Origin of the sequence: Undibacterium sp. GrIS 1.8, from assembly GCF_040544445.1 — a bacterium.
Lineage (GTDB): Bacteria > Pseudomonadota > Gammaproteobacteria > Burkholderiales > Burkholderiaceae_D > Undibacterium.
Genome location: NZ_JBEONQ010000020.1, coordinates 59879 through 84313 on the forward strand (window position 1 = coordinate 59879; position 24435 = coordinate 84313).

Below are 24435 nucleotides of genomic sequence, written 5' to 3' on the forward strand. Positions count from 1 at the left end.
TTATTTTTGTACGATATATTCAGGGGACGCCATCGTCAGAAAAATACTGAGATAGACACGATTTTTTCTGGCGGTATCGGCCGCAGTGGTGCTGGTGGTCGAGATCGCGACCGAGTTGACCGCAGCCAGTATCTGGCTGCGCAAAGTAGCACTCATCTGATTGGATGTCAGCAACAGACTTACCTGATCCAATAGTTTGTCCGGTGTATCTGCCAGTGCAATCAAATTAGTGTAATCGGCTTTGACATCACGTGAAGAACCGGTCCCGTTGGGGATGACATCGCGCATAAAATTTAAATATCCGACCACCGAGGTTTCTCCGGTGATTTGGAATTCTGGCGCAACTAGCTGGGGCGCGGAGGTAGCCAGACTGGTGTTGGGTGGCACGTAACCTGGACGATAAAAATTGAAGACCGATGATGAGCGCATCGGCGTTTGCCCCAATGCGCTGAGCGGATCGTCCAGGCTGCCAAGTAAGAAGCGTTTGGAGGTCGATGCCACATTAAACGAGCGCATCCAGTTTGCCAGCCTGACTACCGGTTCACGTAATTTTCCAGCGGTGGTTGTGGTGCTGCTGACGTCGGTACGGGCTTCAGTATCTAACAAAACAGCTTTAATGACGGCCTTCATATCACCGCGTACACCTTGGCCATTATCGGCAAATACCGCAGCGACCCTACCAACATATTGCGGACTAGGGTTGCTGGTAATCAGGCGTTGTATCAATTGTTTGCTAAAAAACGGAGCAGTATTCGGGTGATTGAATAAAGTATCCAGGGCGACTTTTAAACTTGCTTCTGGATTCGCAGTAGATTGGGCTGGCACCGTCGTTTTTAAAAATGCTTTTTCAGAAGTGGAATGAAATTTTGGATAGCTCTGCATCGGCTGCCAATCACGATTCGCATCTGGCGTACCGCCAAAGAAGCGACTATCTGATTTGTCCGGACCTGCCCAGCTCCAACCGGTAAATACTTTTGCCATGCCAGTAATATCAGCACTGGTGTAAGTTTCTGTCGGTTTTCCATCAGTGAGCTTCAATGTGCCGTCCGGGTTCAGATCATATAAACCAATGGTCAGCAATTGCATTACTTCGCGGGCATAATTTTCGTCTGGGGTGCGGGTACCAGATTCTTTTTGATTACGGATTGATGTCAGGTAAATCCCCATCATCGGATGTAAAGTGACGTCTTCTAATAGTTTGCGGAAATTACCAAAAGCGTCGCTACCCAAGGTGTCGTAGTAAGAAGCGACACCACGCGGGAAATTGGCAACAGTACTGTCTTGGAACGACACTACAAAAATTTGTGATAACGCAAAGGCCATGCGCTGACGTAGTTGATCTTGACCAGTCACGGCTTGCTGCCAGAATGATTCGAAAAATTGGTTTTGATTGATCGTGGTACCTGCGGGCAGTGTCGCGCTAATGCTGTCCATATAAGTACGATGCAGAGTTTGCGGAAGCGTGAACTGGGTGTCAATCCAACTGCTGTAGCCACTAGCGACCACGCTATTGATGTCCGCTGTCGTTGCGCCAAAGGTTGCTTGTCCTAATATGCGGGATGCCTGCGCCTGGGTCGGTGGCACTACAACAACTGGTGGTGCGACCGAGGTTCCGCCGCCGCTATTGGTGCCGGAACCGCCACCGCCGCCGCATGATGCGAGTAGAGCGAGCAGGGCGCTGGTGGCAGTTAATTTAATCAAACGATACGGCATGATGCATCTCCGTTGAATAGGTACTTAATAGGGGTAAGAGATGTGGGCTTGTGCAAAATCTCGTTGAATTTCGTTGAAATTCAGAGACATGTAAGCCCTCTTCATTTATAGGTAATGCGACTGCGATACAAAGGAATCTTATAGAAAAATTTTACGGAGTAATTTTAATATACTCCCAGTTAATTATTAAAAAAATGCCGTATTGTCCAATGATTATATGGACAATTAAAATATACTTACTATGAGTATATTTTTCAGAGTGTCTGTGCTAGGTGGCACTTCTAGGCACTTGTGTTATTTAAATCATATTTTCTGTAACAGCAATCTTCCGCATTTTACGATTAAATTATGTAAGGCTGATTACCCCAACCCCGGTCGCAAACAAGTGGTTAAAAATGGTATTTACGCTTTCTTACACATTAGCATAAATTTCCACATGGAAATACCGCCTGAAGATGACGAATAAAAACCCTAGGGGGGCGACATAAATGTGGGAACAAAATACAACAGAAGCCGAGATGATTTAGGCGGACTAAATTTTTATTAGTGCCAGATTGTCATTCAATTTCTGCCAATGTTTGGTGTACAAACGCAGACAAAATTAATTTGGACTGGGTTGGCACATCAATAAATTCAAAACCATAGCGATATTCGTCGCCAGTTTCTGTGGGAGATATGGATCGCAATATTACTTTCAGTACCAAAAACTCATCGTTGCCTGCCGCATTAACTTTGAACTTGAGAGTGCCAAGATCGTTCTTTTTACCGATCAATTTTTTCATCACGCCAGAACTGCCACCCATACTCAAATCGCCTAGGGTTGCTGCCGCAGTTTGCTCTGGTTCTCCAATCGAGACGGCGGCGACAATTTTCACATTGGCGCGGGAGTTTTGTCGTATTGTCGTACAGCGTACTTGTTTGGGGTAAGACAAATGCAGGTAGGCATACGGCGTGAATACCGACTTGATCGCTGAGGCAGTGAAGGCATACGCTTTTTTGCCGGGGAACGCTCGCACGATAAAGGTCTGGCCATCTCTGATCAAGGCACCTTTGCCATCCATCATAGGTGGACTCACCATGATGGATTTGTTTTTAACAAAACCGATCAGGCGCACGGTATACCTGAGAGCAGCATTGTCATGCACTTGCAGATAGAAAATTTCTCCAACGTGCCAGCGCACGCTATCCAACTCCATTAACTCATCTTTATTTAGCTCAGATACCGGCGGTTTTGCGACCGCTGCGGGTGGTTTGCTTAAGGTGGAAATCGGCGGCGAAGATTTTTTTCCGACCTCGGACCAAAGCGCATCCGAGCAATACCCATTTTCAATCAAATCAGTTAGTTGTCTTTCGCTATTGACGATACAACCAGAGTCGAGCAACAAATTGCCCCAAGCATCGTAGATTGGCCAAGGTGATGCTTCACCAATTTTGAGTTCTGTTTTTTTAATCGGTACTAATGTGGACAATTCATTCATGCAATACCTTTGCCGCTCATAGAGAGTTGAGCTTTATTGTATCCTGAAAAACACAATATAAAGATAGGACTTACGCAAAACTGCCCCAGCTGCGTTGCATCGCCTGAACTGAAAAAAGCACTTGTGGCTTACAAGTGCTTTTTTCTCAATGCGTGATCGCAGTAGTCGTTGAATATCAACTTCGTCCCAACTTCGTCTCAGTTGATTCTTAGCTGAATTTCAGCTGAGTTTTGTTTTGATCTCAGTTTATTCGCCAAGCTCAGCACCTAATCTGACGCAATCTACAAAATAACCGCGCTTGCCATCCACTTCTGCTTTAACTAAACCATGGCAGTCGGTTTCAAAGCCAGGAAATTTCTCGTTAAAGTCACGAACAAATTTGAGGTAATCAACAATGGTTTTATTGAAGCGCTCACCCGGAATCAACAAGGGAATACCTGGTGGGTAAGGCGTCAATAGAATTGCTGTGACACGACCTTCCAGATCATTGATGGCAACCCGTTCTATCTCACGATGTGCCATTTTGGCAAAGGCATCAGACGGTTTCATCGCTGGTTGCATGTCGGACAAATACATCTCGGTTGTCAGGCGTGCGACGTCACTGGCTTTATATACTTCATGAATGCTTTGCGATAAATCCTTCAGACCAATTTGTTCATAACGCGGATTGGCTGCGGCGAATTCTGGCAAGATGCGCCACATCGGCTGGTTCTTGTCGTAATCATCTTTAAACTGCTGCAAAGCTGTCAGCAAAGTATTCCAACGACCTTTGGTGATACCAATGGTGAACATAATAAAGAAGGAATACAAACCCGCTTTTTCGACAATAACGCCGTGCTCTGCAAGATACTTGGTGACGATCGATGCGGGGATACCTGTTGCGCTAAAGTTACCCTCTAACGACAGACCTGGCGTAACAATCGTCGCCTTGATCGGATCAAGCATGTTGAAGCCTGGCGCAAGTTTGCCGAAGCCATGCCAGTCATCTTCGGCATTAATCATCCAGTCATCGCGCGATGCCATGCCATTTTCTGACAAGGTATCTGGACCCCAGACCTGGAACCACCAATCTTTGCCCCATTCTTGATCTACCTTGCGCATGGCGCGGCGGAAATCCAGTGCTTCTAAAATAGATTCCTCAACCAAGGCGGTACCGCCTGGGGCCTCCATCATCGCTGCTGCGACGTCGCACGAGGCGATGATCGAGTATTGCGGTGAGGTTGATGTGTGCATCAGATAGGCTTCGTTAAAACTGTCTTTATCGAGTTTGACTGTTTCTGACTCACGCACCAAGATTTGCGATGCCTGCGAAATGCCGGCCAGCAGTTTGTGGGTCGATTGCGTAGAAAAAATCATCGATTTTTTAGCGCGCGGACGGTCTTTGCCAATCGCATGCATGTCTTGATAAAACGGGTGGAAAGTCGCATGTGGCAACCAGGCTTCATCAAAATGCAGCGTGTCGATTTCGCCATCCAGCAAATCTTTGAGTGTCTCTACGTTGTACAACACGCCATCATAGGTGGATTGTGTGATCGTCAGGATACGTGGTTTTTTGTTCTTCGCATTGCGTGCAAAGGGATTAGCCTCAATCTTTTTACGGATGCTTTCCATGCTGAATTCTTCTAGCGGAATCGGCCCGATAATGCCAAGGTGATTACGGGTTGGCATTAGGAAAACCGGAATCGCGCCGCACATGATGATGGAGTGCAAAATCGACTTATGGCAGTTACGATCTACCACGACGATGTCGCCGGGCGCCACTGTGGAGTGCCACACCATCTTATTACTGGTGCTGGTGCCGTTGGTCACAAAATAGCAGTGATCTGCATTAAAAATACGCGCTGCATTGCGCTCAGATGCGGCAACTGGACCGGTATGATCCAGCAATTGCCCCAGCTCTTCGACTGCATTACAAACGTCGGCACGCAACATGTTTTCACCAAAAAATTGATGAAACATCTGGCCGATAGGTGATTTTAAAAATGCGACGCCACCGGAGTGACCAGGGCAATGCCATGAATACGAACCATCATTCGCGTAATGCACCAGCGCACGGAAAAACGGCGGTGACAAACCATCTAAGTAAGATTTGGCTTCACGGATAATATGACGCGCGACGAACTCTGGCGTATCTTCAAACATGTGAATAAAGCCATGTAGCTCACGCAGAATATCGTTAGGGATATGGCGTGAAGTACGGGTTTCGCCATACAAATAAATCGGGATATCGGCATTTTTGTAGCGGATTTCTTCGACAAAGGCACGCAGGGATTTAAGTGCATGATCTGTTTCTTCATCGGTACCATCGCCAAATTCTTCATCGTCAATGGACAGAATAAAAGCCGAGGCGCGCGATTGTTGCTGCGCAAATTGCGACAAATCGCCATAGCTGGTTACGCCCAGCACTTCCATGCCTTCTTTTTCCATCGCGTCTGCAAGAGCGCGTATGCCAAGGCCAGAGGTATTTTCGGAACGGAAATCTTCGTCAATGATGACGATGGGGAAGCGGAATTTCATGAGGTCTCCAGAGAGCTGTTACGGGGAGACGCCTGGGCAAGTGAGTCCGGAAACAGATTGATGTCCGGGTTGGATCAACCGCTTGCGCGCCGAAAAATTCAAAGACCGAATTTTCTCAGATATGAGGGTGGAAATGTGAAAAAAAATCCCCAATAAGGACGATTAGGAAAAAATTTCATCCTGTCGTCATATTGAGGGGATATTGCCAACGCTTGACCGTATGCTCTGCACTTAATCAGTATTCTGCTAAGCAGGCAGTCAAACTCTTTTAGAAGCGGTAGCTGGCAGCAGAAAATATCGTAATTGGTGTTTTTTCAAATACAAATGGACTTTTGCTGGCATCGCCCGTCAAATATTTAACGGATGCACCGGTCGTCAATGACCAGTTGGAATCAATATTCCAGTTCCAGCTGGCACCTACTTTAACATCGGTAAAACCAGCAGATGGCGCATACGGTGTGTAACCGCTGTTGGCAGATTGCGTCGGTGTTACACCAAAATAAGATTGCATATAGGATGTATTTGCCCAATTGGCACCAAAACTCGCGGATAAACGGTGGTGCGTGTTGAGGGAGGTTGTTGCACGCCCACCCAAGCTAAGCTGCAGTCCGTTGTGATCTACGCCCGAGCCGTAGCGCAGGGATGAGCTTAAAGAATAGTTTTGGTTGACCACATAATTGACGAAAGCACCGGGCTCAATCGCTGAATCGACATCGCCCAAGCCGCGGAGCTTGCTGGATTTGGATTCATCACGAGCGGCTTCTACGGTCATTCTCAAACCATATTGCAGGCTGGGATCTTTAGAAAAGTTGTAGCCAAGCCCAGAAATCGAGCTTAGAAATATGCCATTTCTCCACTGTGCATCAAATAGTGGTGCCGCAAATACACGACGCTCATCGGATCCGGTGTAGCGGGGGGCAGAAATGGCAGCAGCACCGAGTGAAAAATTCACATCTTTAGGTAAATAAGTGCTGGGAACTAACTGTGCAAACTCGGAGGTTTGTGCCTGTGCTGACAATGCTGTCGCCAGAAGAAGTAGGGCAGTGGGTAGTATTTTTTTCATTGTGTATCCTGTAAGTATCTCAGCGACAGTAACTATTCATCGTAACTCTTTATCGCCACGCTTTACTTCACTACTCAGATATGCAACCAGGCCAGTCCTGCCAATATTACGCCCACTCCAGCAACGCCATATGAACCATATTGTAACCACTTTTTCTTGGTCAACAGAGTGATGGCCGCTAAAGAAATCGCAATTTGCACAGCGGTCATGGCTTGCGCCCAACGATGATGCTGATGCAGAGCTTCTTCCGATTTCTTATCCCATTCTGAGGATTCTGCTTCTAATTTCTCTGCATTTTTCTTGATTTCTTCTTTTTCAACTTCATAGCGTGCGACCTTGGCTTTATATTTCTCTACATCAATGCCGGGTAAGACCATCGCTAGTTCAGATAAGTTCTGTTTACTCGATTTTGACTGGTAAAAGTTCCATTGATTGGAGGCTTCGGTTTTTTTGATCGCGGCTTCGTTCTTAAACATCGCTGCGTCATTTTGCGTAGCGCCGCCTTCAAAGCCAAATAATGCGCCAACGGTCGCCATGATGGCTGTCATGACGGCAATTTTGCCCGCAAAACTATCGTTGCTATGTGCTGCATGTTCTAACTCGTGGTCGTGTGGTCCGTGGACGTGAAATTCTGAATCTGACATGAGTATTTTTCTGATTTAATTATTTCGTTGATAGGTGACAAAAGCATAATCCAGCTGGCTTTTCTCAGAATGATGTTGTTCGCTGCTGATCTTTGTCCATTCCTGCGCTTCGATCAGTGGAAAAAAAGCGTCACAATTAAAAGTTTGTTGTATTTCTGTAATGATCAGTTTGTCTGCAAACGGTAAGGCTTGTTGATAAATTTCTGCGCCGCCGATGATAAACGCCTGTTCATTTTTGGCGTTATCTTGGGTCTTATCTTTTAGCAAAGCCAGTGCTGCCTCTAATGAGGAAACACATTCAACGCCCTCATGTGACCAAGCTGGGTTGCGAGAGATCACAATATTGCGTCGGTTTGGCAAGGCTCTGCCGATCGAATCAAAGGTTTTTCGCCCCATCACAATCGCGTGACCGCTGGTGGTATTTTTAAAATGTGCCAAATCCTCTGGCAAATGCCAGGGCAGCGTGTTGTTGACGCCAATGCCGCGCTGGAGATCAGTCGCAACAATAATTGTGAAGGATGACATGCTGATGAAATCTCTGATTAGACTGCGACAGGCGCTTTAATATGCGGGTGAAACTGGTAATCTGCGATCTCAAAATCCTCAAATTTATAATCAAAAATCGATTCTGGATGATGCTTGATGATCAGTTTTGGTAGCGCAAAGGTGTCTCGTGACAACTGCTCTGCGACCTGATCCATGTGGTTTGAATACAAATGGCAATCGCCGCCGGTCCAGATAAATTCCCCGACATCTAAACCTGTTTGTTGCGCCACCATATGGGTCAGCAAAGCGTATGAGGCGATATTAAACGGCACACCTAAAAATATATCGGCACTGCGCTGGTATAACTGGCAAGAGAGCTTTCCATTCGCTACATAAAACTGGAATAAGGCATGGCAGGGCGGCAACTTCATCTGTGGAATGTCCGCTACATTCCAGGCAGATACAATCAAACGGCGCGAGTCCGGGTTGCTTTTGATTTGTGCGATGAGCTGGCTGATCTGATCGATATGAGTACCGTCCGGCGCTGGCCAGTTACGCCATTGTGATCCATAGACCGGGCCCAGATTACCATTCTCGTCCGCCCATTCATCCCAGATCGAGACACCGTTGTCCTTCAGGTACTTGGTATTAGTCGAGCCGGCCAAAAACCAGATCAGTTCATGGATGATAGATTTCAGATGCAGTTTTTTGGTTGTTACCAGTGGAAAGCCTTGTTGCAGGTCAAATCGCATTTGGTAGCCAAAAACTGACACGGTGCCGGTGCCGGTGCGGTCAGTTTTGGTAGTGCCATGTTGTTGCACATGGCGCATGAAGTCGAGGTATTGGCGCATGATGAGCTTTAGAAATTTTTGTGAGATTGTAACGGTTTACCGACTAACATATGAATCAATACATGAATATCTAGATACTCCCCATATTATTTCTATAAAACGTCTAAATGACTAGGGAGTGATTGGACAGATTAAGTATACAGATAGGGAGTATATATGTAGCGAAAGCTCATGGTTGTCAAACACCACATGAGCACAGCTGATAATGCACAAACTTATTGCGCATTACCGATAGATCAGTTGTTTAACAGAGGATTGGCTGAGTTAGCTTGTCCTGGTGCAACCAGCGGGATGCTGATTTCAAATCTGGCACCTTTAGCTGGCTCGCTAGAAACACGGATTTCACCACCGAGCACGTTACTGACGATATTAAAAGTGATGGACAGCCCAAGACCGCTGCCACCCTGACCAAATTTAGTGGTAAAGAATGGCTCGAACACGCGCTTAATGACCTCCGGTGCGATACCTTTGCCGTTATCTTCAAACACGATCAATACGTGGTCGCCCTGACGGTGCGCCGTGCAATACATACGCCCCTCAGGTAAGCCATCCAGGCCATGATTGACTGCGTTGTTGACCAGATTAGTGAAGACTTGACCCAGAGGGCCGGGATAGCTGTCTAGCTGAATATCTGCTGGAATATCCAGTTCTAGCGTGAACGGCGTTTTGCGCAAACTGGAATTGAGTAATGCAGCTAATTCTTGCAAAGTAATCAGCAAGCCGAATTGACGTCGCTGCGCACTCGATTGATCTACGGCGACTTGTTTAAAATCACCGACTAAACGGGCTGCGTGTTGCAAGCCACGTAGCAATAATTTAGTCGATTCATTAGCGGTATTCGCATAGCGAGTTAAGTCGGATTTGCGCATTGCACCCGCATCCATCATCCGCGTTAATTGTTTGGTCTCTTCTTCTAAGGTGCTGGCAACCAAAAGGCAATTGCCTAGTGGCGTATTCAGTTCATGAGCGACGCCTGCCACCATCGAGCCGAGTGCCGCCATACGCTCAACGCGGGCGAGTTCATTTTGCGCATTATTAACATTATTGAGCGCAGTCTCTAGCGTGAGATTGAGGGTTTCTAATTCTTGTGTACGCTGTCTGACCTTGGATTCCAACGTGCCTGAGTATTCAAGCAATTGCTGATTCTTAACTTCAAGTTCTGAGAAAGATCTTTGCAGCGCTTGCCGGGTTGCTTCCAGACTGAGCGCCAGGTGACCAAGTTCATCTTCTCGTTTAAACGAGATAGGCTCGTTGAGCTGCCCATTGGCTAGCCGGTCTGATTCTGTCATCAAGAGCTTAATCGGCTGAACTAGCCGCCATTGCAAGACCAGCAAAATAAATACAACTGCGACGATTAATGAGACAAAGGCTGAGCTGGCGTAGCGTTTAAATTCGGATGCTAGAGTTTCTCGCAAAATATCTTCGGCCAAGGTCAGTTCTACTTCGCCGATGACTTGCTCACCATGTTTAATTTTGCGTTTTTCTACTTTAAACGGACCCTCTTGTAATTTTCTACGAGTGTCGTTTCTAATGAATTCTTTGTGGTCGGGTAGGGTGACGACGCGGATTTCTGCCACGCGCGGGTCGGAATACACCACCTCGCTGGATACTTTGGCGATTTCTGGGGTGATCTGCCAAAGCGGTTCGCTCAAAATAACTGCCAGAATATCGGCCAGACGCTGATGATCCGCAGTCGTACGCTCGCGGGCGGCTGATTCTATGCTGATTTGGTAATAAGGGATAAGGATAACAAACGGGGCAAGCAGGCCAAATACCACGGCAAGAATGATCGCCAGCCTTAAGGTGAGCCGACCGCGAACCGCAGAAAGAAAGTCTTGAAACTGCATTGCAAGATCCTTGTGCATCACTTCTTGTTAGCGAGTGCTACTGGAACGCTCATGATCGCCTCAACATTGACGACAATCAGAGCCTTAGCGCATGTGATCTGTGTTCTAGCTTCTGCTACCGTCAACATTTACGCCATCAAGCAAAAGAACGCACTTGCATGGAATGGGTAGCAGATTTAAATGACGCAAGAGAATCTAATTGATCATTTTATTGATACTAAAATACTTTTTACGCTTAAGCAAGAAACTCACTTTGCTAATAGCCGCAAAAAATACAATTGACCGAGAGAAATCAAGCGCAGTGAATTTAAGCTAACTCTATTTGCCGCGTTAATGCACATTAACGTGCATTAATTTGAATTAACGCAGATTGCCTGTATGTCCCAAAGAATATCTGCCCGGCTGAGGCCAGACGGTCAGGCCGTGTGGTTCTTGTCCGACGGCGATCTGGATGACCGCACCAGATGTTGTGTCAATCCGATAAACCACATCATCGAAGCGACCAGACAGCCACAAAGATTTACCATCGACGCTGACGTTACCCATATCTGGACTACCACCGCCTGGAATCGGCCATTGTGCTACGACTTTTTCGCTAGCGAAATCGATAACGGTGACACTACCCTTGCCGCGACGTTTGCCGTGGATTTTGTGGGTGCCGCGATTGGCGACATACAGTTGTTTGCCGTCACGGCTCGGATATATACCGTGCGCGCCCAAACCGGTCGGAATAAAGCCGACTTCTTTAAACGCTTCGCCATCGACGATATGCACACCGTCGGCATCCATATCGGCGATATAAAAGCGCTTGCCGTCGGGAGAGCTGCGAATATCCTGCGGCATGCCTTTAGCTGAGGTACAAATTTCGCTGCCAGCAGGGCCGTTCAGTGCTGATGCAGCTGCATCAACGCCTTCTTTAAAGCGGGTACGAGGCACGTTTAATTTTAAGTAGCCAAGAACCTTGCGGTTGACCAGATCAATTTTTGCGACGCTGCCTTCGAACTCGCATGTAAACAATGCATAGCGCCCGTCAATCGAAAAATCGGCGTGGTTAATGCCACCGCATTTAGGCGCATCAATCGTGTATTGCAATGCCATTGTTTGCGGATCGCGGAAATCTAGCCTGTGCAAAGCCTCTGCAACAACAATCGCGGACTTACCGTCCGGCGTGAAATACATATTATAAGGATCATCCACTGGTACGGATTTTCCGGGTTTGCTGGTACGCGGATCAATCGGTGTCAGGCTGCCGTTATTGCTGCGTTCGGCGTTATTGGCGACCCAGAGTGTACGCAAATCCCATGCAGGAACGACGTGCTGTGGTGCGATGCCAACTTTGAATTTGCTGACGACTTTCATGCTGGCCGGATCGATCACGTACACGTCGTTTGAACGCAGGTTAGGGACGTAAACACGCTCCAGATGATCATTAACAACGGGGCTTAAATGCGTGCTGCCGTTCTCGCTATACAGATTGCGTGGGTCGATTACCGCTGGCATGCCTGGTACCGTCGCTATGGCTGAAGGTAACGCGTTGACCGTTGCAGGAGTGGCAGAGGTGGCAGGTGCGCCGATGACTTGGGTCGCCATCGTGATACCCACTCCAGCGACAACAAGGAGTGCTGTAGATACGAGACTGACTTTGAGTTTGCTGGCAGATGATTTTGCAGACGTTTTATTCAGATTCAACATTATTTCCTTTGCTTGCGCTTACTTATTTACGCTTATTTGTGCTTATTTATGTTTGTTAATCGTAGCTTCCTCATGCTCGCGCAAAGCTGCGCGGATGGCATTGACGGAAGTTTCTACAATACGCTGTACACCTAATTGTCCTAATTCTACGGTGGCGCGTCGCGGGTCGCCGTAAACGCCGTCTTGCGGTCCCGGCTTCGCGGCACGAGCAAGAGCTTCAGTGCGCACCATGGATTTATCAACTGCCAGCATCAATGCGGTATCCGCCAGACCGGCATGAGTACCGATTTCTGCTTCGCTAAAACCGCGACTCTTTAAATCTGCGATATAAGCGGTTTGGGTAATTCGGTAATAATCCAGCAAGGCAATCACCCGGCAGCCAGGATCGTTGGCCCATTCGCGGTTGAGTTTGGCGGCGACTTTGTCCTCATTTTTTTGGTAACCGCCATGATCACCTAAAAAGATGACATGACGAAAACCATGTTGTTTAAAACTACGGGCAGTTGCCTCCAGAATCGATTCAAAAGTCGCATCAGGAATCGAAATCGTTCCGGTAAATCGCATATGCGCGACCGGCGGATGGATAGACCCTTCCGGCACATAACTGATGACTGGTGCCACCACGGTATTGCCGAGTTTTTGTGCGATTTGTCTGGCTAGCACATAGGCGCGGGTATTGTGTTTGCCGAGCGCAATATAGGGGCCGCTTTGCTCGGTGCCACCGATGGGAACCAGAATCGTAGTCGTGCCAGCAGCAATTTTGTCGCGCAGTTCAGAGGAGGACAATTCATCGATATTGACAATCATATTGTCGGAGCTGCTTGCTGCTACATTGGCTACATTGGCTACATTGGCTGCGTGGGCTGGCACTGTGCTTGTCAGCAAATAGCTTAAAAGTGAGCAGGCCAAAATTGTGCAAAGGATTTGTCCGCGTTTCAATGGATGCATCAGCATAATGACTCGGGAATTGGGGATACGATTATCGCCGTATGTATGAGCTGTTTCTCCACCGGAGATGCCATTTCAATAGGGATGCGAATTTTGATGGATACTCGTTTCATGTAGCGCTTATGAAGTGCGGTGGCTGGTACAGATCGATCTAAAGTCATCTGAACCGGCAGTTGCCGAAAGGCCTCTATTATAGGCGCTTGGGTTTGATGAACTGGCAGATCGTGAGCCTTGTTTAAGAATTTATTGATTCTGCTCAATTACATTAGAAAAAATCCATGCTGTAGCGAGAAATTTTTTGATGGACATAGCTCGACTGGTGATTTCTACATAGTCGTTGAAAGCCTGAAATTAGTCTTGATTTTTTTCGGCTATTTTAAAGCTTTGCCATACTTCTAGGATAATACTGCCCCTGTGTATTATTTAATTGTCCAAGTAAATATTGGACAATCTGGCATCATTGCTAAAAATAATGGGGAGTATATGCTTATGGAAGCAATTAACGGGCTTCTTCTATCCATGCCATCTGGATCGCTTCCAGAATTTTTTCGCCAGAATGTTGCGGATCGTCGTCAAATTCCGCCAACTCACAGACCCAACGATGCAGGTCGGTGAAGCGTATCGTCAGCGGATCGATATCCGGGAATTTATCGTACAGCGCTTCGGCTATTTGCTGAGAGTCTATCCATTTCATGATGCGCTCCTCATTTCTGACAACGAGTTTAATGATTCTCGCGTGCGTGATTGATTGTATATTTCGGGATTTCTATCGTGATGTCTTGCTTGCCGAGTTTGACCTGGCATGACAAGCGGGAGTTAGCTTCTAATCCCCAGGCCGCATCGAGCAAGTCTTCTTCGTCCTCAGTTGAGCCGTTTAAGGATTTAAATCCCTCGCGGATAACGACGTGACAAGTAGTACACGCGCAGGACATCTCGCAGGCATGTTCGATTTCTACATCGCTTTCTACCAGCGCCTCGCACAGAGATTTTCCTTCTTCGGCTTCGATCACTGCGCCATCTGGGCAGAGTACAGGATGAGGTAAAACGATAATTTGTGGCATGGTGTTCTCTATTCTTTTCTCAATAATGACATTAGTGCAGATGACAGATCGCTTGCGCGTTGTTGCAATAGTATTTGCAAGAGCTTAAATGTCGTCTAATTTTTTTCCAGATAAGGCAGTACGCACGCTTTGATCCATGCGTCTCGCAGCAAATTCTTCAGTACCATCCGCCAACGCTGTAATCGCTGCTTTTAAAACATTGTGGTCGCTACCTTGGGCTTGCTGACGTACTACGCCCATCAGGCCTGCAATCGTGGTTTTTTCGGTTTCGGATAAAAGCTGAGCGTCACCTTGCAGTGCTGATTCAGTCGCCAGTAAAATACGTTCGGCTTCGACTTGTTCTTCTTTCAGCGCGCGTAGTTGCATGTCACCTTCTGCCGAGGCAAAAGAGTCTTGCAACATGCGGGCAACCTCATCGTCACCCAAGCCATAAGATGGTTTGACCGTGATTGAGGCCTCAACACCAGAACGTAACTCGCGCGCGGCGACCGATAACAAGCCATCAGCATCGACCTGGTACGTAATGCGGATGCGCGCTGCGCCAGCTGCCATCGGCGGAATGCCGCGCAGCTCAAAGCGGGCGAGGGAGCGGCAATCGCTGACCAGTTCGCGTTCGCCTTGTACGATATGGATCGCTAACGCAGTCTGACCATCTTTAAACGTTGTAAATTCTTGCGCTCTTGCACAGGGGATGGTGGAGTTGCGTGGGATGACTTTTTCTGCCAGGCCACCCATGGTTTCTACACCCAAAGAGAGTGGGATAACGTCGAGTAGTAACCAGTCATCGCCCGGCGCGCGGTTGCCCGCCAGTAGATTAGCCTGAATCGCAGCTCCGAGCGCAACGACTTTGTCGGGATCAATATTGGCTAGCGGTATCGTCTGAAAAAAATCACCAACCGCTTTACGTACATGCGGCATGCGGGTAGCACCACCCACCATGACGACGCCATCGATATCATCGATCGTCAAGCTAGCGTCGCGCAGCGCTTTTTTACATGGTGCGATCGTTTTAGCGACTAGTGTTTGCGTGATCTCGACAAACTGGGCGGCACTGACGGTGACGTGCACTTGCTCACCGGATTCCAGTACCGCATCTACCATGGTCGAATTTTTGGTAGAGAGAATTTCTTTGGCTTCGCGCGATTTCACCATCAGCAAGCGAGTGTCGCTATCGGACAATGGTGCTAGTTGAGCCTGCTGCGCAATCCAGCAAAATAAGCGGTGATCAAAATCATCGCCGCCTAAGGCAGAGTCGCCGCCGGTCGCCTGAACCTCAAACACACCTTTGCTCATGCGTAAGATGGATATATCAAAAGTGCCGCCACCGAGGTCATACACAGCAAAAATGCCTTCTGACGCATTGTCCAGACCATAGGCAATTGCAGCGGCGGTAGGTTCATTCAGCAAACGTAATACATTTAACCCAGCGAGTTTTGCCGCATCTTTGGTTGCCTGTCTTTGTGCGTCATCAAAATAAGCGGGGACGGTAATGACCGCACCGACTAAATCATCACCGAGAGCATCTTCTGCCTGCTGACGCAAAGTCGCCAAAATCTGGGCAGAAATTTCTACCGGACTTTTTATTCCCGCCACCGTTTTCACCTGCACCATACCCGGGACATCGTGGAAGTCGTAAGGCAAATTTTCTGCGTGGGCAATATCTTTTAGCCCGCGACCCATAAAGCGCTTGGCGGAAATGATGGTGTTCTTAGGATCGATCGTTTGTGCTTCTTGCGCTTTGTAGCCGATATGCGCATGGCCATTGGGCAAATAACGCACCACCGATGGCAGCAAGGCGCGACCCTGCTCATCATTCAATACTTCGGGAATGCTGTTACGTACTGTCGCTACTAGCGAGTTGGTTGTGCCAAGATCAATCCCCACAGCCAGACGATGCTGATGCGGTGCGGTGGACATGCCTGGTTCTGAAATCTGAAGTAATGCCATTTGTTTAGGTCGCTTGATGTTGACAATTAGTTGACAATGAGTTGACTATTTTTTCTGATGCGATGCTGTGCGCCAGCGATGTATTTTGTGCTTAATGTGATGATATAAAACTGTGCTGAATTTGTTTCGAGCTTGTATTTACCTTGACTAAACTTCGTCTATTTTTATTTTTGCTTGGTCGTTGCTTTGTCTTGATTAAAGACTTGTTCTTTCTGATTGATGAGGTAAAACCAAGACTTCAAAGTTATAGCGTTGAGTAACATCATCACAGCTTGTACTACATTTATCCGGTGGCTTACGAGTATACTTAATTACGACGATCATCATCGCAATTTCAATATACTCCCCATTATTTTTATCAATATTGCCAGATTGTCCAATAATTCTATGGACGATTAAAATATACTAATGGCCAGTATATTTATTATTGCAGCTAAAAAACTGATTTCACAAGCATGTTTTAATCGTAAAAAAAGGTGATTCATGCTCACCTGATTTTTGTGACACTGGTTCTGCTAAATCTAACCCCGATCAATCCTGAGTTAATCTTCAATCGCGGCAATATCCGCCCGAAATTTCTCCAGAAACATGCAAGCGCGTATCAATTGTGCTGCCTGAGCAAAATTCTGTTGATCTAGCGCATGTCCGACATCTGCCAATTGCTCTTTGAGCTCAGCGCTGAGTTCATTTTCAAGAGCACTTAAGGCCGATTGATCGCCGGATTGTCTCGCGTCATCAAAAGCCTCACGCCATTCCATTTGCTGCATTAAAAATGCGGCGGGCATAGCTGTATTGGACTCTGTCTGCAAATCCACACCATGTAACTCGCACAAATAAGTTGCCCGTTTCAGCGGCTTTTTTAAAGTCTGATACGCCTCATTAGCGCGGGTTGCCCATTGCATGGCGACGCGTTTTTCTGCATCGCTGGCTTGTACAAATTTATCGGGATGTACTTTGGATTGCACTCCTCGATAAGCCGCATCAAGCTGGGACTGGTCCAGTGCAAATTGCTGTGGCAACTGGAACAGGTCGAAATGATTTTGCATCCGCTGTAATTACTTTCTGATGTCAAATATTAGAGTCTGTTATTACTCATTCGCACTCCCGATTTGAGTGATAACAGGCTCTAGAGGTCTGCTTTAAATATTTAAATACGGAAGCTTTCACCGCAACCACATTCATCTTTCATATTGGGATTGCGGAATTTAAAGCCTTCGTTCAGACCTTCGCGGGCAAAATCCAGCTCGGTACCGTCGATGTAGGGCAAGCTTTTGGGATCGACAAAGACTTTGACACCATGTGACTCAAATATCTGATCATCACTACCAATCTCGTCCACATACTCCAGCTTGTAAGCCATGCCCGAACAACCAGTCGTCCGCACACCGAAGCGTAAGCCTATGCCTTTGCCGCGGCGTTCCATGTAGCGGCTGACATGCTTAGCCGCTTTTTCTGTCAATGTGATTGCCATCTTGGTTCCTGTTGAATCAAATGTACTGGCACCTGAACTTAGGCGCTTTGCTCTGTCGCGTGTTTGGTTTTGTAATCTAATACAGCGGCTTTAATCGCATCTTCTGCCAGAATCGAGCAGTGGATTTTGACTGGAGGCAGCGCCAGTTCTTCGGCGATGTGGGTATTTTTGATATCCAGAGCCTGATCCAAGGTTTTGCCTTTGACCCATTCAGTCACCAGCGAGGAGGATGCAATCGCAGAACCACAGCCATAGGTTTTGAACTTGGCGTCTTGAATAATGCCATCTGCACCAACCTTGATTTGCAGCTTCATGACGTCGCCGCATGCTGGCGCGCCGACCATGCCGGTACCGATAGTGTCATCGCCCTTGTCAAACGCGCCGACGTTACGTGGATTCTCGTAGTGATCCAATACTTTTTCTGAATATGCCATTTTGATACTCCTAATAGGTTCGCTGCGGAATTAGTGGGCAGCCCACTGAATAGAGCTGATGTCTATTCCGTCCTTGTACATATCCCACAATGGTGACAGCTCGCGCAGTTTGGCCACTTTGGTTTTGATCAGGTTGATCGTAAAATCAATATCTTCTTCTGTCGTAAAGCGACCAATCGTAAAGCGGATTGAACTGTGTGCGAGTTCGTCGCTACGACCTAAGGCGCGCAATACGTAAGACGGCTCCAGACTGGCGGAAGTGCAAGCCGATCCGGATGACACCGCGATCTCTTTAATTGCCATGATCAGCGATTCGCCTTCGACATAATTAAAGCTGACGTTGAGGTTGTGCGGAACACGATGATCCATATCGCCATTGACGTAAGTTTCTTCAATATCTTTTAAACCGTTTGCCAGACGATCGCGTAAAAAACGGATGCGTGTCAGTTCGCTTTCCATTTCTTCTTTCGCGATACGGAAAGCTTCGCCCATACCAGCAATCTGGTGTGTAGCCAAGGTACCAGAGCGCATGCCGCGTTCGTGACCGCCGCCATGGATCTGCGCTTCGATACGGACACGTGGTTTGCGACGAACATACAAAGCACCAATCCCTTTTGGGCCATAACTTTTATGCGCGCTAAAGCTCATTAGATCGACTTTAGTTTTTTCCAGATCGATTTCTAATTTGCCGGTCGCTTGTGCCGCATCGCAATGGAAAATGATGCCTTTAGAGCGGCACAGTTCACCAATTTCATCAATCGGTTGAATCACGCCGATCTCATTATTGACATACATTACAGAGACCAAAATCGTGTCCGGACGAAGCGCTTCTTGTAATTGCTCAATCGTGATCAAACCATTTTCTTGCGGTTGCAAGTAGGTCGCATCAAAGCCTTGGCGTTCTAGCTCACGTACCGTATCCAAGGTTGCCTTGTGTTCGGTTTTAATCGTGATGATGTGCTTGCCTTTGGTTTTGTAAAACTGTGCAGCACCTTTTAATGCGAGGTTGATACTTTCCGTCGCACCGGAAGTCCAGACGATCTCGCGCGGATCAGCATTGACCAGGGCGGCCACATGAGCACGTGCCTCTTCTACCGCTTTCTCTGCATCCCAGCCGTACATATGGCTGCGTGACGCAGGATTGCCGAATTGCGCACGCAGGTAAGGAATCATTTTATCTGCAACGCGCGGATCTACTGGCGTGGTCGCCGAGTAGTCCATATAAATAGGGAAGTGCGGTGCCAGTATGGTGTCGATCAGGCTTTTTTCCAGCGGGGCGTTCATTGTGATACTCCAAAATTACTGCGGGTTCAATAGACGATATGTTCGTAGATCAATAATGGATCAAGTTGCTACATCAGCGTAATACATCAGCGTGTTACATCAAGTTCTATATGTTGACCGGTTGGACGTGGACAGTTTTATGCTGAACGACGACCACGGATTTTTCTGCATTTCTTTGTTGCTGTTGATTGACTAAATCTTGTAGCGAGACAGAATCCAGATAATCCACCATTTTTACATTCAGCGTTGCCCACAACTCATGGGTCATACAATGGATACCATTGCTTTGGTCGCTACCGTGACAATTACCTTTGCCCCCGCATTGGGTCGCATCCAAGGCCTCATCTACGGCAATGATGATGTCTGCAACAGTGATTTTTTGTGCTTTACGTGCCAGCGTATAACCGCCACCGGGACCGCGTACGGATTCGACGATTTCATGGCGACGCAACTTGCCGAACAACTGTTCCAGATAGGAAAGAGAAATATCTTGCCTCTGGCTAATACCGGCCAAGGTGACAGGACCTTTATCTTGGCGTAAAGCCAGATCGATCATTGCTGTCACAGCGAAACGGCCTTTGGTGGTCAGGCGCATGAGTGGTTTGCTCCAGGCGAAAATTCAGATACTGTTTTAGTGAAAAATCACTAATTAGCTCAAACAGTGATGGGATAAAGCTTGAGCGTTTCCCTCAAGTATAGCAAACTTGAGTGAAACTGTCAGGTATAGGCTAGAAGTGGAAAAGCAAGGCACTAGGTAGTTCTGAGATTTTATCTAAAACTGAGGCTGAGTATGACTTTGCGGGCAGTTGATTTGATTATTGCTAAGCAATCGTAATTCCATAAAAATTTTCTTTGCTGGTCAGGCATTTCCTGATTGCAAGTAAATTTGTTCTAGTTTTTCTCTTGCCCAAGGTGTTTTGCGCAAAAATTTGAGGCTGGATTTAATGCTGGGATCAAGCTCAAAGCAGCGAATGCTGAGCTGTTGGGCCAAGCCTTCCCACCCATATTGTTCTACCAGCTTGGTTAGAATTGCTTCTAGTGTTATGCCGTCTAAGCTGAGTTTTTGGACTGTGTTGTTCATTGTGTTTTATTAAAAAATTGTTTAAACCAGAATTAATTTAAGACAATATCAGCATGATCCTCGTTGAATACGGTTGTCAAATACAGTTGTCAAATGCCGCAAATCAAAGGAAATAAATCAACATCCTGACGTCAACATCTTTACGGTATGTACCATAGTTCTGGTCGGTTCAGCGGTAGTTTACTTGGGCTGATGAGCGGATTTTTTAGGTTGATGATGGTTCTGTTTTTAAGATTGATATTTTTAATTGTGGCTTGGTGGTATTTTAAAAAAATTCTCTCAAATTCACCGGTTTTTATCATTTTCTCTAAACCTTCTTGTATATCTTCAGCCAGCTTTGGATTGCGGGGAGTGACAAAAAAGTAATAGGCTGATTGATAATGTAATGCGATATGCGTATCAATATGCAGGTTTTGCTCGGGGTGGGCTTTATATTCATTTTCTACTTCAACAATCGAGCGAGGAAAATACATAAACCGTCCCGCTTCCAGCATAGAAAAAAGTGGTTCATAAGTAGTGGAAACTTCTACCGGCAAACCATTACTTTTCAGGATGCCGACATCTGGCCAATCTTGTTCCTGACCTGCGGACAAAGTGGCCAATGCTTTGATCGATTTAATCTCTTTAAAAATATCGCTATTTTCTTTCGTTACTATCGGAATTCTCCATCCGATCAGACCTTTGTCGATGGGAATTCTTACCGGAATTAATTGCGCTTCGCGCTCGTCCGTCGTCATAGTCCATAAAATATCAATCAGGCCAGACGCTGCCTTCATTTCATAGATTGATCTGCCTTGCTGCATTTTTGCAATACTGGGTATGAGACGATAATTATTATCAGAATTTTTTAGCGCAGTTCTGAGCAATTCAAGCACATATTTATTATGTGGATCGTTGGTTGCCACCGAGGCTGGATAGCGAATTTGTACAGTCGGTTTAGCGATGGCGATTACTTGGCTGGCCAGACAGATCAGGCAGATGGCGAAAGAAATTGAGTAAGGTAGGCGTTTGATTAACATGAACTCAGGGCTTATTCAGGATCAGCTGAGGTCATGTTGGAGGCCAAATACGCTTTTCGTTCTTCTGTGTAATCCCACCAAGGTAGAGCAGGTGCTCCCTCCATAAAGCGTACTGCTGATATGAAGGTGTCGATCACACAGGGATCGTGCCTCGCATTGGTGAGAATGCACAATTCATCATACATAGCATACGGATCTCGCCCCTTGAGTTGTTCTGGTAGCTCTATACCAAGCAAGCGTAAATCACCCGCGCAGGCTTTACCTACATTGGGTAGATCTTCCAACTTGCGGATTTTTTCTCTTGGTGGCTTAGGCATATCAAAAAATAGAGATTAAGGGACAAATGGCTGTTTAAAAATTTAAGGACGATACCAAAGCTCAGGTTTATTCAACGGCATTTTTTCTGCCGAGAGCAAAGGATTAGTTAGCTCTATGACGATTCTTTGTTTAATGTTGGCTTGCTTAATTGTTACTTGCAGATGTTTTTGAAATATTTTTTCAAAGCTACCATTTTTGATCATTTCTTCAAGACCATTTTGAAGATCTTCTGCCATTTTACGCTCACGTGGCGTGACAAAAAAATACATCGCTGCCGGATAGTGCAAGATGATATTTTTGTCTATGGCAAGGCCATGCTTGGGATGGGATTCGACTTCTTTTTGGATTTCAAATACTGACCGTGGAAAATAATCGAATCGCCCAGCTTTAAGCATATTAAATAAAGGCTCGTAAGAGGTAGACGTATTCACTAGCAAACCGTTATTTTTTAAAATTGCAACGTCTGGCCAGTCAAGCTCTTGTCCTGCGATAAATGCATTTAAATCTTTTATCGATTTTACGTTACGAAGTAAATCACTATTTTGCATTGTCACCAGCGGAATACGCCAACCAATCAAGCCTTTATCGATGGGGATTCGGATGGGAATTAATTGCGTCTCGCGCTCATTGGTTGTCATTGTCCACAAGATATCTATCCCGCCAGTGCCAGTCGTCATCTCATAAATTGCTCGCGCCTGCTGCATAGGATCTTCATTGGCTATCAGCTGATATGACTGGCCGCTATATTTTATCGCTTGCCGTAATAGCTCCAGAATATATTCACCCTGGGGATCATATAGTGCAGAGAGACGAGGGTAGCGAATGATTTGTGTTGTTGCCGCGGATACGCAGACAGGTTCCGCCAGACATAAAAACAGAGTGAAAATAGAGAGCAACTGCTTGATAGACATCGGAGATCACCTATGAAGTTGTTCTGCTGCTGAGTGTCGTAATATAGTAAGAGATTAGTTTAATCTGCTTACTCATTGGTGAGTGAGTGAATGTATCTTTTATGTTAAAAAAAACCGCCAACAAAGTGGCGGTTTTAAAAGGAAGCAAATATTGATCAGATATCGAAACTAATACCTTGTGCCAATGGCAGTGAATTACTGTAATTGATGGTGTTGGTTGATCTGCGCATATACGCTTTCCAGGAGTCGGAGCCAGATTCGCGACCGCCGCCGGTTTCTTTTTCACCACCAAATGCACCGCCGATTTCTGCGCCTGACGGGCCGATGTTGACGTTGGCAATACCACAATCGCTGCCACTGTCAGACATAAAGCGTTCTGCTTCCCGCATGTCAGTGGTGAAGATAGAAGACGACAAACCTTGCGGTACTTCGTTGTTCCAGTCAATCGCCTGTTGCAGATCGGTATAGCGCACGATGTACATAATTGGCGCGAAGGTTTCATGATGCATGCTGAGGGTCTGAGTCGGCATTTCTACTAATGCGGGTCGCACGTAAAAACCGTTTTCGCATCCTTCAATTGTCACCCGTTCGCCACCAAACACTTTGCCTTGTTCTGCACTGGCCGTTGCGAGTGCCATTTGCATTGCATCAAATGCAGCGCTGTCAACTAGCGGACCGATCAAGGTGGATTTGCTGCCCGGATTGCCGATCGGCAGATCTGCGTAAATTCTCTTCAAGCGTGGTATCAAGGTGTCGTACACACTGTTATGTACGAACAGGCGGCGCAGGGTAGTGCAGCGCTGTCCCGCAGTGCCAACGGCGGAGAAAGTAATGCCGCGAACTGCCATTTCCAGATCAGCGCTTTCAGCGACGATCATGGCGTTGTTGCCGCCCAGCTCCAGGATGGTACGGGTCAGACGTTTGGCGCAAGCTTCAGCTACTTGGCGACCCATACGTGTGCTGCCAGTTGCGCTCACCAATGCCACACGTTTGTCGTTAACCATTTGTGCGCCAGTGCTGCGGTCGCCGATGATCAGTTCTGCCAAGCCTTCCGGAGCATCGCTACCAAATTTTGCGACGGCTTTCATAAATAAAGCGTGGGTTGCGATTGCAGTCAGAGGTGTTTTTTCTGAGGGTTTCCAGGTCACGCTGTTACCGCAAACGAAGGCTAATGCCGCGTTCCATGCCCATACTGCAACCGGGAAGTTGAAGGCAGAAATGACACCAACGACACCAAGCGGATGCCAGACTTCCATCATGCGATGGCCTGGACGTTCTGATGCAATAGTTAGGCCATATAACTGGCGCGACAAACCAACTGCGAAGTCGCAGATGTCGATCATTTCTTGTACTTCGCCTAAACCTTCTTGAAGAATTTTGCCGGCTTCTAAAGTCACTACCAGGCCGAGTTGTTCTTTATGCTGGCGTAGTTCTTCGCCGAACAAGCGGACTAACTCGCCACGACGAGGCGCTGGCACATTGCGCCAGTGCAAAAAGGCTGATTGCGCACGGGTGATTTTGGCATGCACCTGGTCTGAATTGTCTGCGCGCAAAGTGGCGAGAGTAGCGCCATCGATTGGCGAGACACTAGACAGATCCTGACCTTGGTAGTCGGCGAGATTGACGCCGAGTTGACTTAACACTGTTGCGATATTCATGTTGTCCATATT

General features: G+C 46.9%; 23 protein-coding genes. All 23 read right to left on the reverse strand.

Annotated elements, in window-relative coordinates:
- The 23 genes from AAKU64_RS11385 to amaB all read right to left on the reverse strand — a co-directional run bounded on the left by AAKU64_RS11385 (nucleotide 1) and on the right by amaB (nucleotide 24423).
- Nucleotides 1-1713: a DUF1800 domain-containing protein gene (locus tag AAKU64_RS11385; protein WP_354331814.1), complete on the reverse strand. Its 1713-nt coding sequence runs from the start codon at nucleotides 1711-1713 to the stop codon at nucleotides 1-3.
- Nucleotides 1714-2270: 557 nt separating this feature from the next.
- Entirely contained in the window at nucleotides 2271-3191 is a 921-nt protein-coding gene (locus AAKU64_RS11390) for a flagellar brake protein (RefSeq protein WP_354331816.1), read from the reverse strand.
- 246 nt (nucleotides 3192-3437) lie between these two features.
- Nucleotides 3438-5708 carry an Orn/Lys/Arg family decarboxylase gene (locus AAKU64_RS11395; RefSeq protein ID WP_354331818.1) on the reverse strand — a complete coding sequence of 757 codons (2271 nt, stop codon included), beginning with the start codon at nucleotides 5706-5708 and terminating at the stop codon, nucleotides 3438-3440.
- A gap of 268 nt (nucleotides 5709-5976) precedes the next feature.
- Complete coding sequence (locus AAKU64_RS11400) at nucleotides 5977-6771, reverse strand: MipA/OmpV family protein (RefSeq protein ID WP_354331820.1); 795 nt, start codon at nucleotides 6769-6771, stop codon at nucleotides 5977-5979.
- Between the two features lie 74 nt (nucleotides 6772-6845).
- Nucleotides 6846-7415: a DUF4337 domain-containing protein gene (locus AAKU64_RS11405; RefSeq protein ID WP_354331822.1), complete on the reverse strand. Its 570-nt coding sequence runs from the start codon at nucleotides 7413-7415 to the stop codon at nucleotides 6846-6848.
- Nucleotides 7416-7430: 15 nt separating this feature from the next.
- The gene (locus tag AAKU64_RS11410) at nucleotides 7431-7940 is read right to left on the reverse strand and encodes a dihydrofolate reductase (protein WP_354331824.1); all 510 of its coding nucleotides are present in this window, start codon (nucleotides 7938-7940) and stop codon (nucleotides 7431-7433) included.
- A 17-nt stretch (nucleotides 7941-7957) separates the two neighbouring features.
- On the reverse strand, nucleotides 7958-8752 hold the full coding sequence (locus AAKU64_RS11415) for a thymidylate synthase (RefSeq protein WP_354331825.1): 795 nt from the start codon (nucleotides 8750-8752) through the stop codon (nucleotides 7958-7960).
- A 236-nt stretch (nucleotides 8753-8988) separates the two neighbouring features.
- Nucleotides 8989-10599, reverse strand: coding sequence for a sensor histidine kinase (locus AAKU64_RS11420; protein ID WP_354362153.1), 1611 nt, complete (start codon nucleotides 10597-10599; stop codon nucleotides 8989-8991).
- A gap of 360 nt (nucleotides 10600-10959) precedes the next feature.
- Nucleotides 10960-12291 carry a YVTN family beta-propeller repeat protein gene (locus tag AAKU64_RS11425; RefSeq protein WP_354331829.1) on the reverse strand — a complete coding sequence of 444 codons (1332 nt, stop codon included), beginning with the start codon at nucleotides 12289-12291 and terminating at the stop codon, nucleotides 10960-10962.
- Nucleotides 12292-12333: 42 nt separating this feature from the next.
- Nucleotides 12334-13245, reverse strand: a complete 912-nt coding sequence (locus AAKU64_RS11430) for a creatininase family protein (RefSeq protein WP_354362154.1) — start codon at nucleotides 13243-13245, stop codon at nucleotides 12334-12336.
- 493 nt (nucleotides 13246-13738) lie between these two features.
- Complete coding sequence (iscX, locus tag AAKU64_RS11435; RefSeq protein WP_354331833.1) at nucleotides 13739-13933, reverse strand: Fe-S cluster assembly protein IscX; 195 nt, start codon at nucleotides 13931-13933, stop codon at nucleotides 13739-13741.
- Between the two features lie 28 nt (nucleotides 13934-13961).
- Nucleotides 13962-14300, reverse strand: a complete 339-nt coding sequence (fdx, locus tag AAKU64_RS11440) for an ISC system 2Fe-2S type ferredoxin (protein WP_322119373.1) — start codon at nucleotides 14298-14300, stop codon at nucleotides 13962-13964.
- Between the two features lie 84 nt (nucleotides 14301-14384).
- A complete protein-coding gene (gene hscA, locus AAKU64_RS11445; RefSeq protein ID WP_354362155.1) occupies nucleotides 14385-16247 on the reverse strand; it encodes a Fe-S protein assembly chaperone HscA in 1863 nt (620 codons plus the stop codon).
- Between the two features lie 542 nt (nucleotides 16248-16789).
- The gene (hscB, locus tag AAKU64_RS11450; RefSeq protein ID WP_354331837.1) at nucleotides 16790-17293 is read right to left on the reverse strand and encodes a Fe-S protein assembly co-chaperone HscB; all 504 of its coding nucleotides are present in this window, start codon (nucleotides 17291-17293) and stop codon (nucleotides 16790-16792) included.
- A gap of 101 nt (nucleotides 17294-17394) precedes the next feature.
- On the reverse strand, nucleotides 17395-17718 hold the full coding sequence (gene iscA, locus AAKU64_RS11455; protein ID WP_354331839.1) for an iron-sulfur cluster assembly protein IscA: 324 nt from the start codon (nucleotides 17716-17718) through the stop codon (nucleotides 17395-17397).
- 38 nt (nucleotides 17719-17756) lie between these two features.
- Nucleotides 17757-18152: a Fe-S cluster assembly scaffold IscU gene (gene iscU / locus AAKU64_RS11460; RefSeq protein WP_322119369.1), complete on the reverse strand. Its 396-nt coding sequence runs from the start codon at nucleotides 18150-18152 to the stop codon at nucleotides 17757-17759.
- A 30-nt stretch (nucleotides 18153-18182) separates the two neighbouring features.
- Nucleotides 18183-19436 (reverse strand): IscS subfamily cysteine desulfurase, encoded by a 1254-nt coding sequence (locus AAKU64_RS11465; RefSeq protein WP_354331841.1) that lies wholly within the window; start codon nucleotides 19434-19436, stop codon nucleotides 18183-18185.
- 106 nt (nucleotides 19437-19542) lie between these two features.
- Nucleotides 19543-20031: a Fe-S cluster assembly transcriptional regulator IscR gene (gene iscR / locus AAKU64_RS11470; protein ID WP_354331843.1), complete on the reverse strand. Its 489-nt coding sequence runs from the start codon at nucleotides 20029-20031 to the stop codon at nucleotides 19543-19545.
- 264 nt (nucleotides 20032-20295) lie between these two features.
- A complete protein-coding gene (locus AAKU64_RS11475; protein WP_354331845.1) occupies nucleotides 20296-20517 on the reverse strand; it encodes a VF530 family protein in 222 nt (73 codons plus the stop codon).
- 140 nt (nucleotides 20518-20657) lie between these two features.
- The gene (locus tag AAKU64_RS11480) at nucleotides 20658-21536 is read right to left on the reverse strand and encodes a substrate-binding periplasmic protein (protein WP_354331847.1); all 879 of its coding nucleotides are present in this window, start codon (nucleotides 21534-21536) and stop codon (nucleotides 20658-20660) included.
- 11 nt (nucleotides 21537-21547) lie between these two features.
- Complete coding sequence (locus AAKU64_RS11485; RefSeq protein ID WP_354331849.1) at nucleotides 21548-21853, reverse strand: helix-hairpin-helix domain-containing protein; 306 nt, start codon at nucleotides 21851-21853, stop codon at nucleotides 21548-21550.
- Nucleotides 21854-21895: 42 nt separating this feature from the next.
- Nucleotides 21896-22765 carry a substrate-binding periplasmic protein gene (locus AAKU64_RS11490; RefSeq protein WP_354331851.1) on the reverse strand — a complete coding sequence of 290 codons (870 nt, stop codon included), beginning with the start codon at nucleotides 22763-22765 and terminating at the stop codon, nucleotides 21896-21898.
- Nucleotides 22766-22920: 155 nt separating this feature from the next.
- Nucleotides 22921-24423 (reverse strand): L-piperidine-6-carboxylate dehydrogenase, encoded by a 1503-nt coding sequence (amaB, locus tag AAKU64_RS11495; RefSeq protein ID WP_354331873.1) that lies wholly within the window; start codon nucleotides 24421-24423, stop codon nucleotides 22921-22923.
- Nucleotides 24424-24435 lie beyond the last annotated feature (12 nt).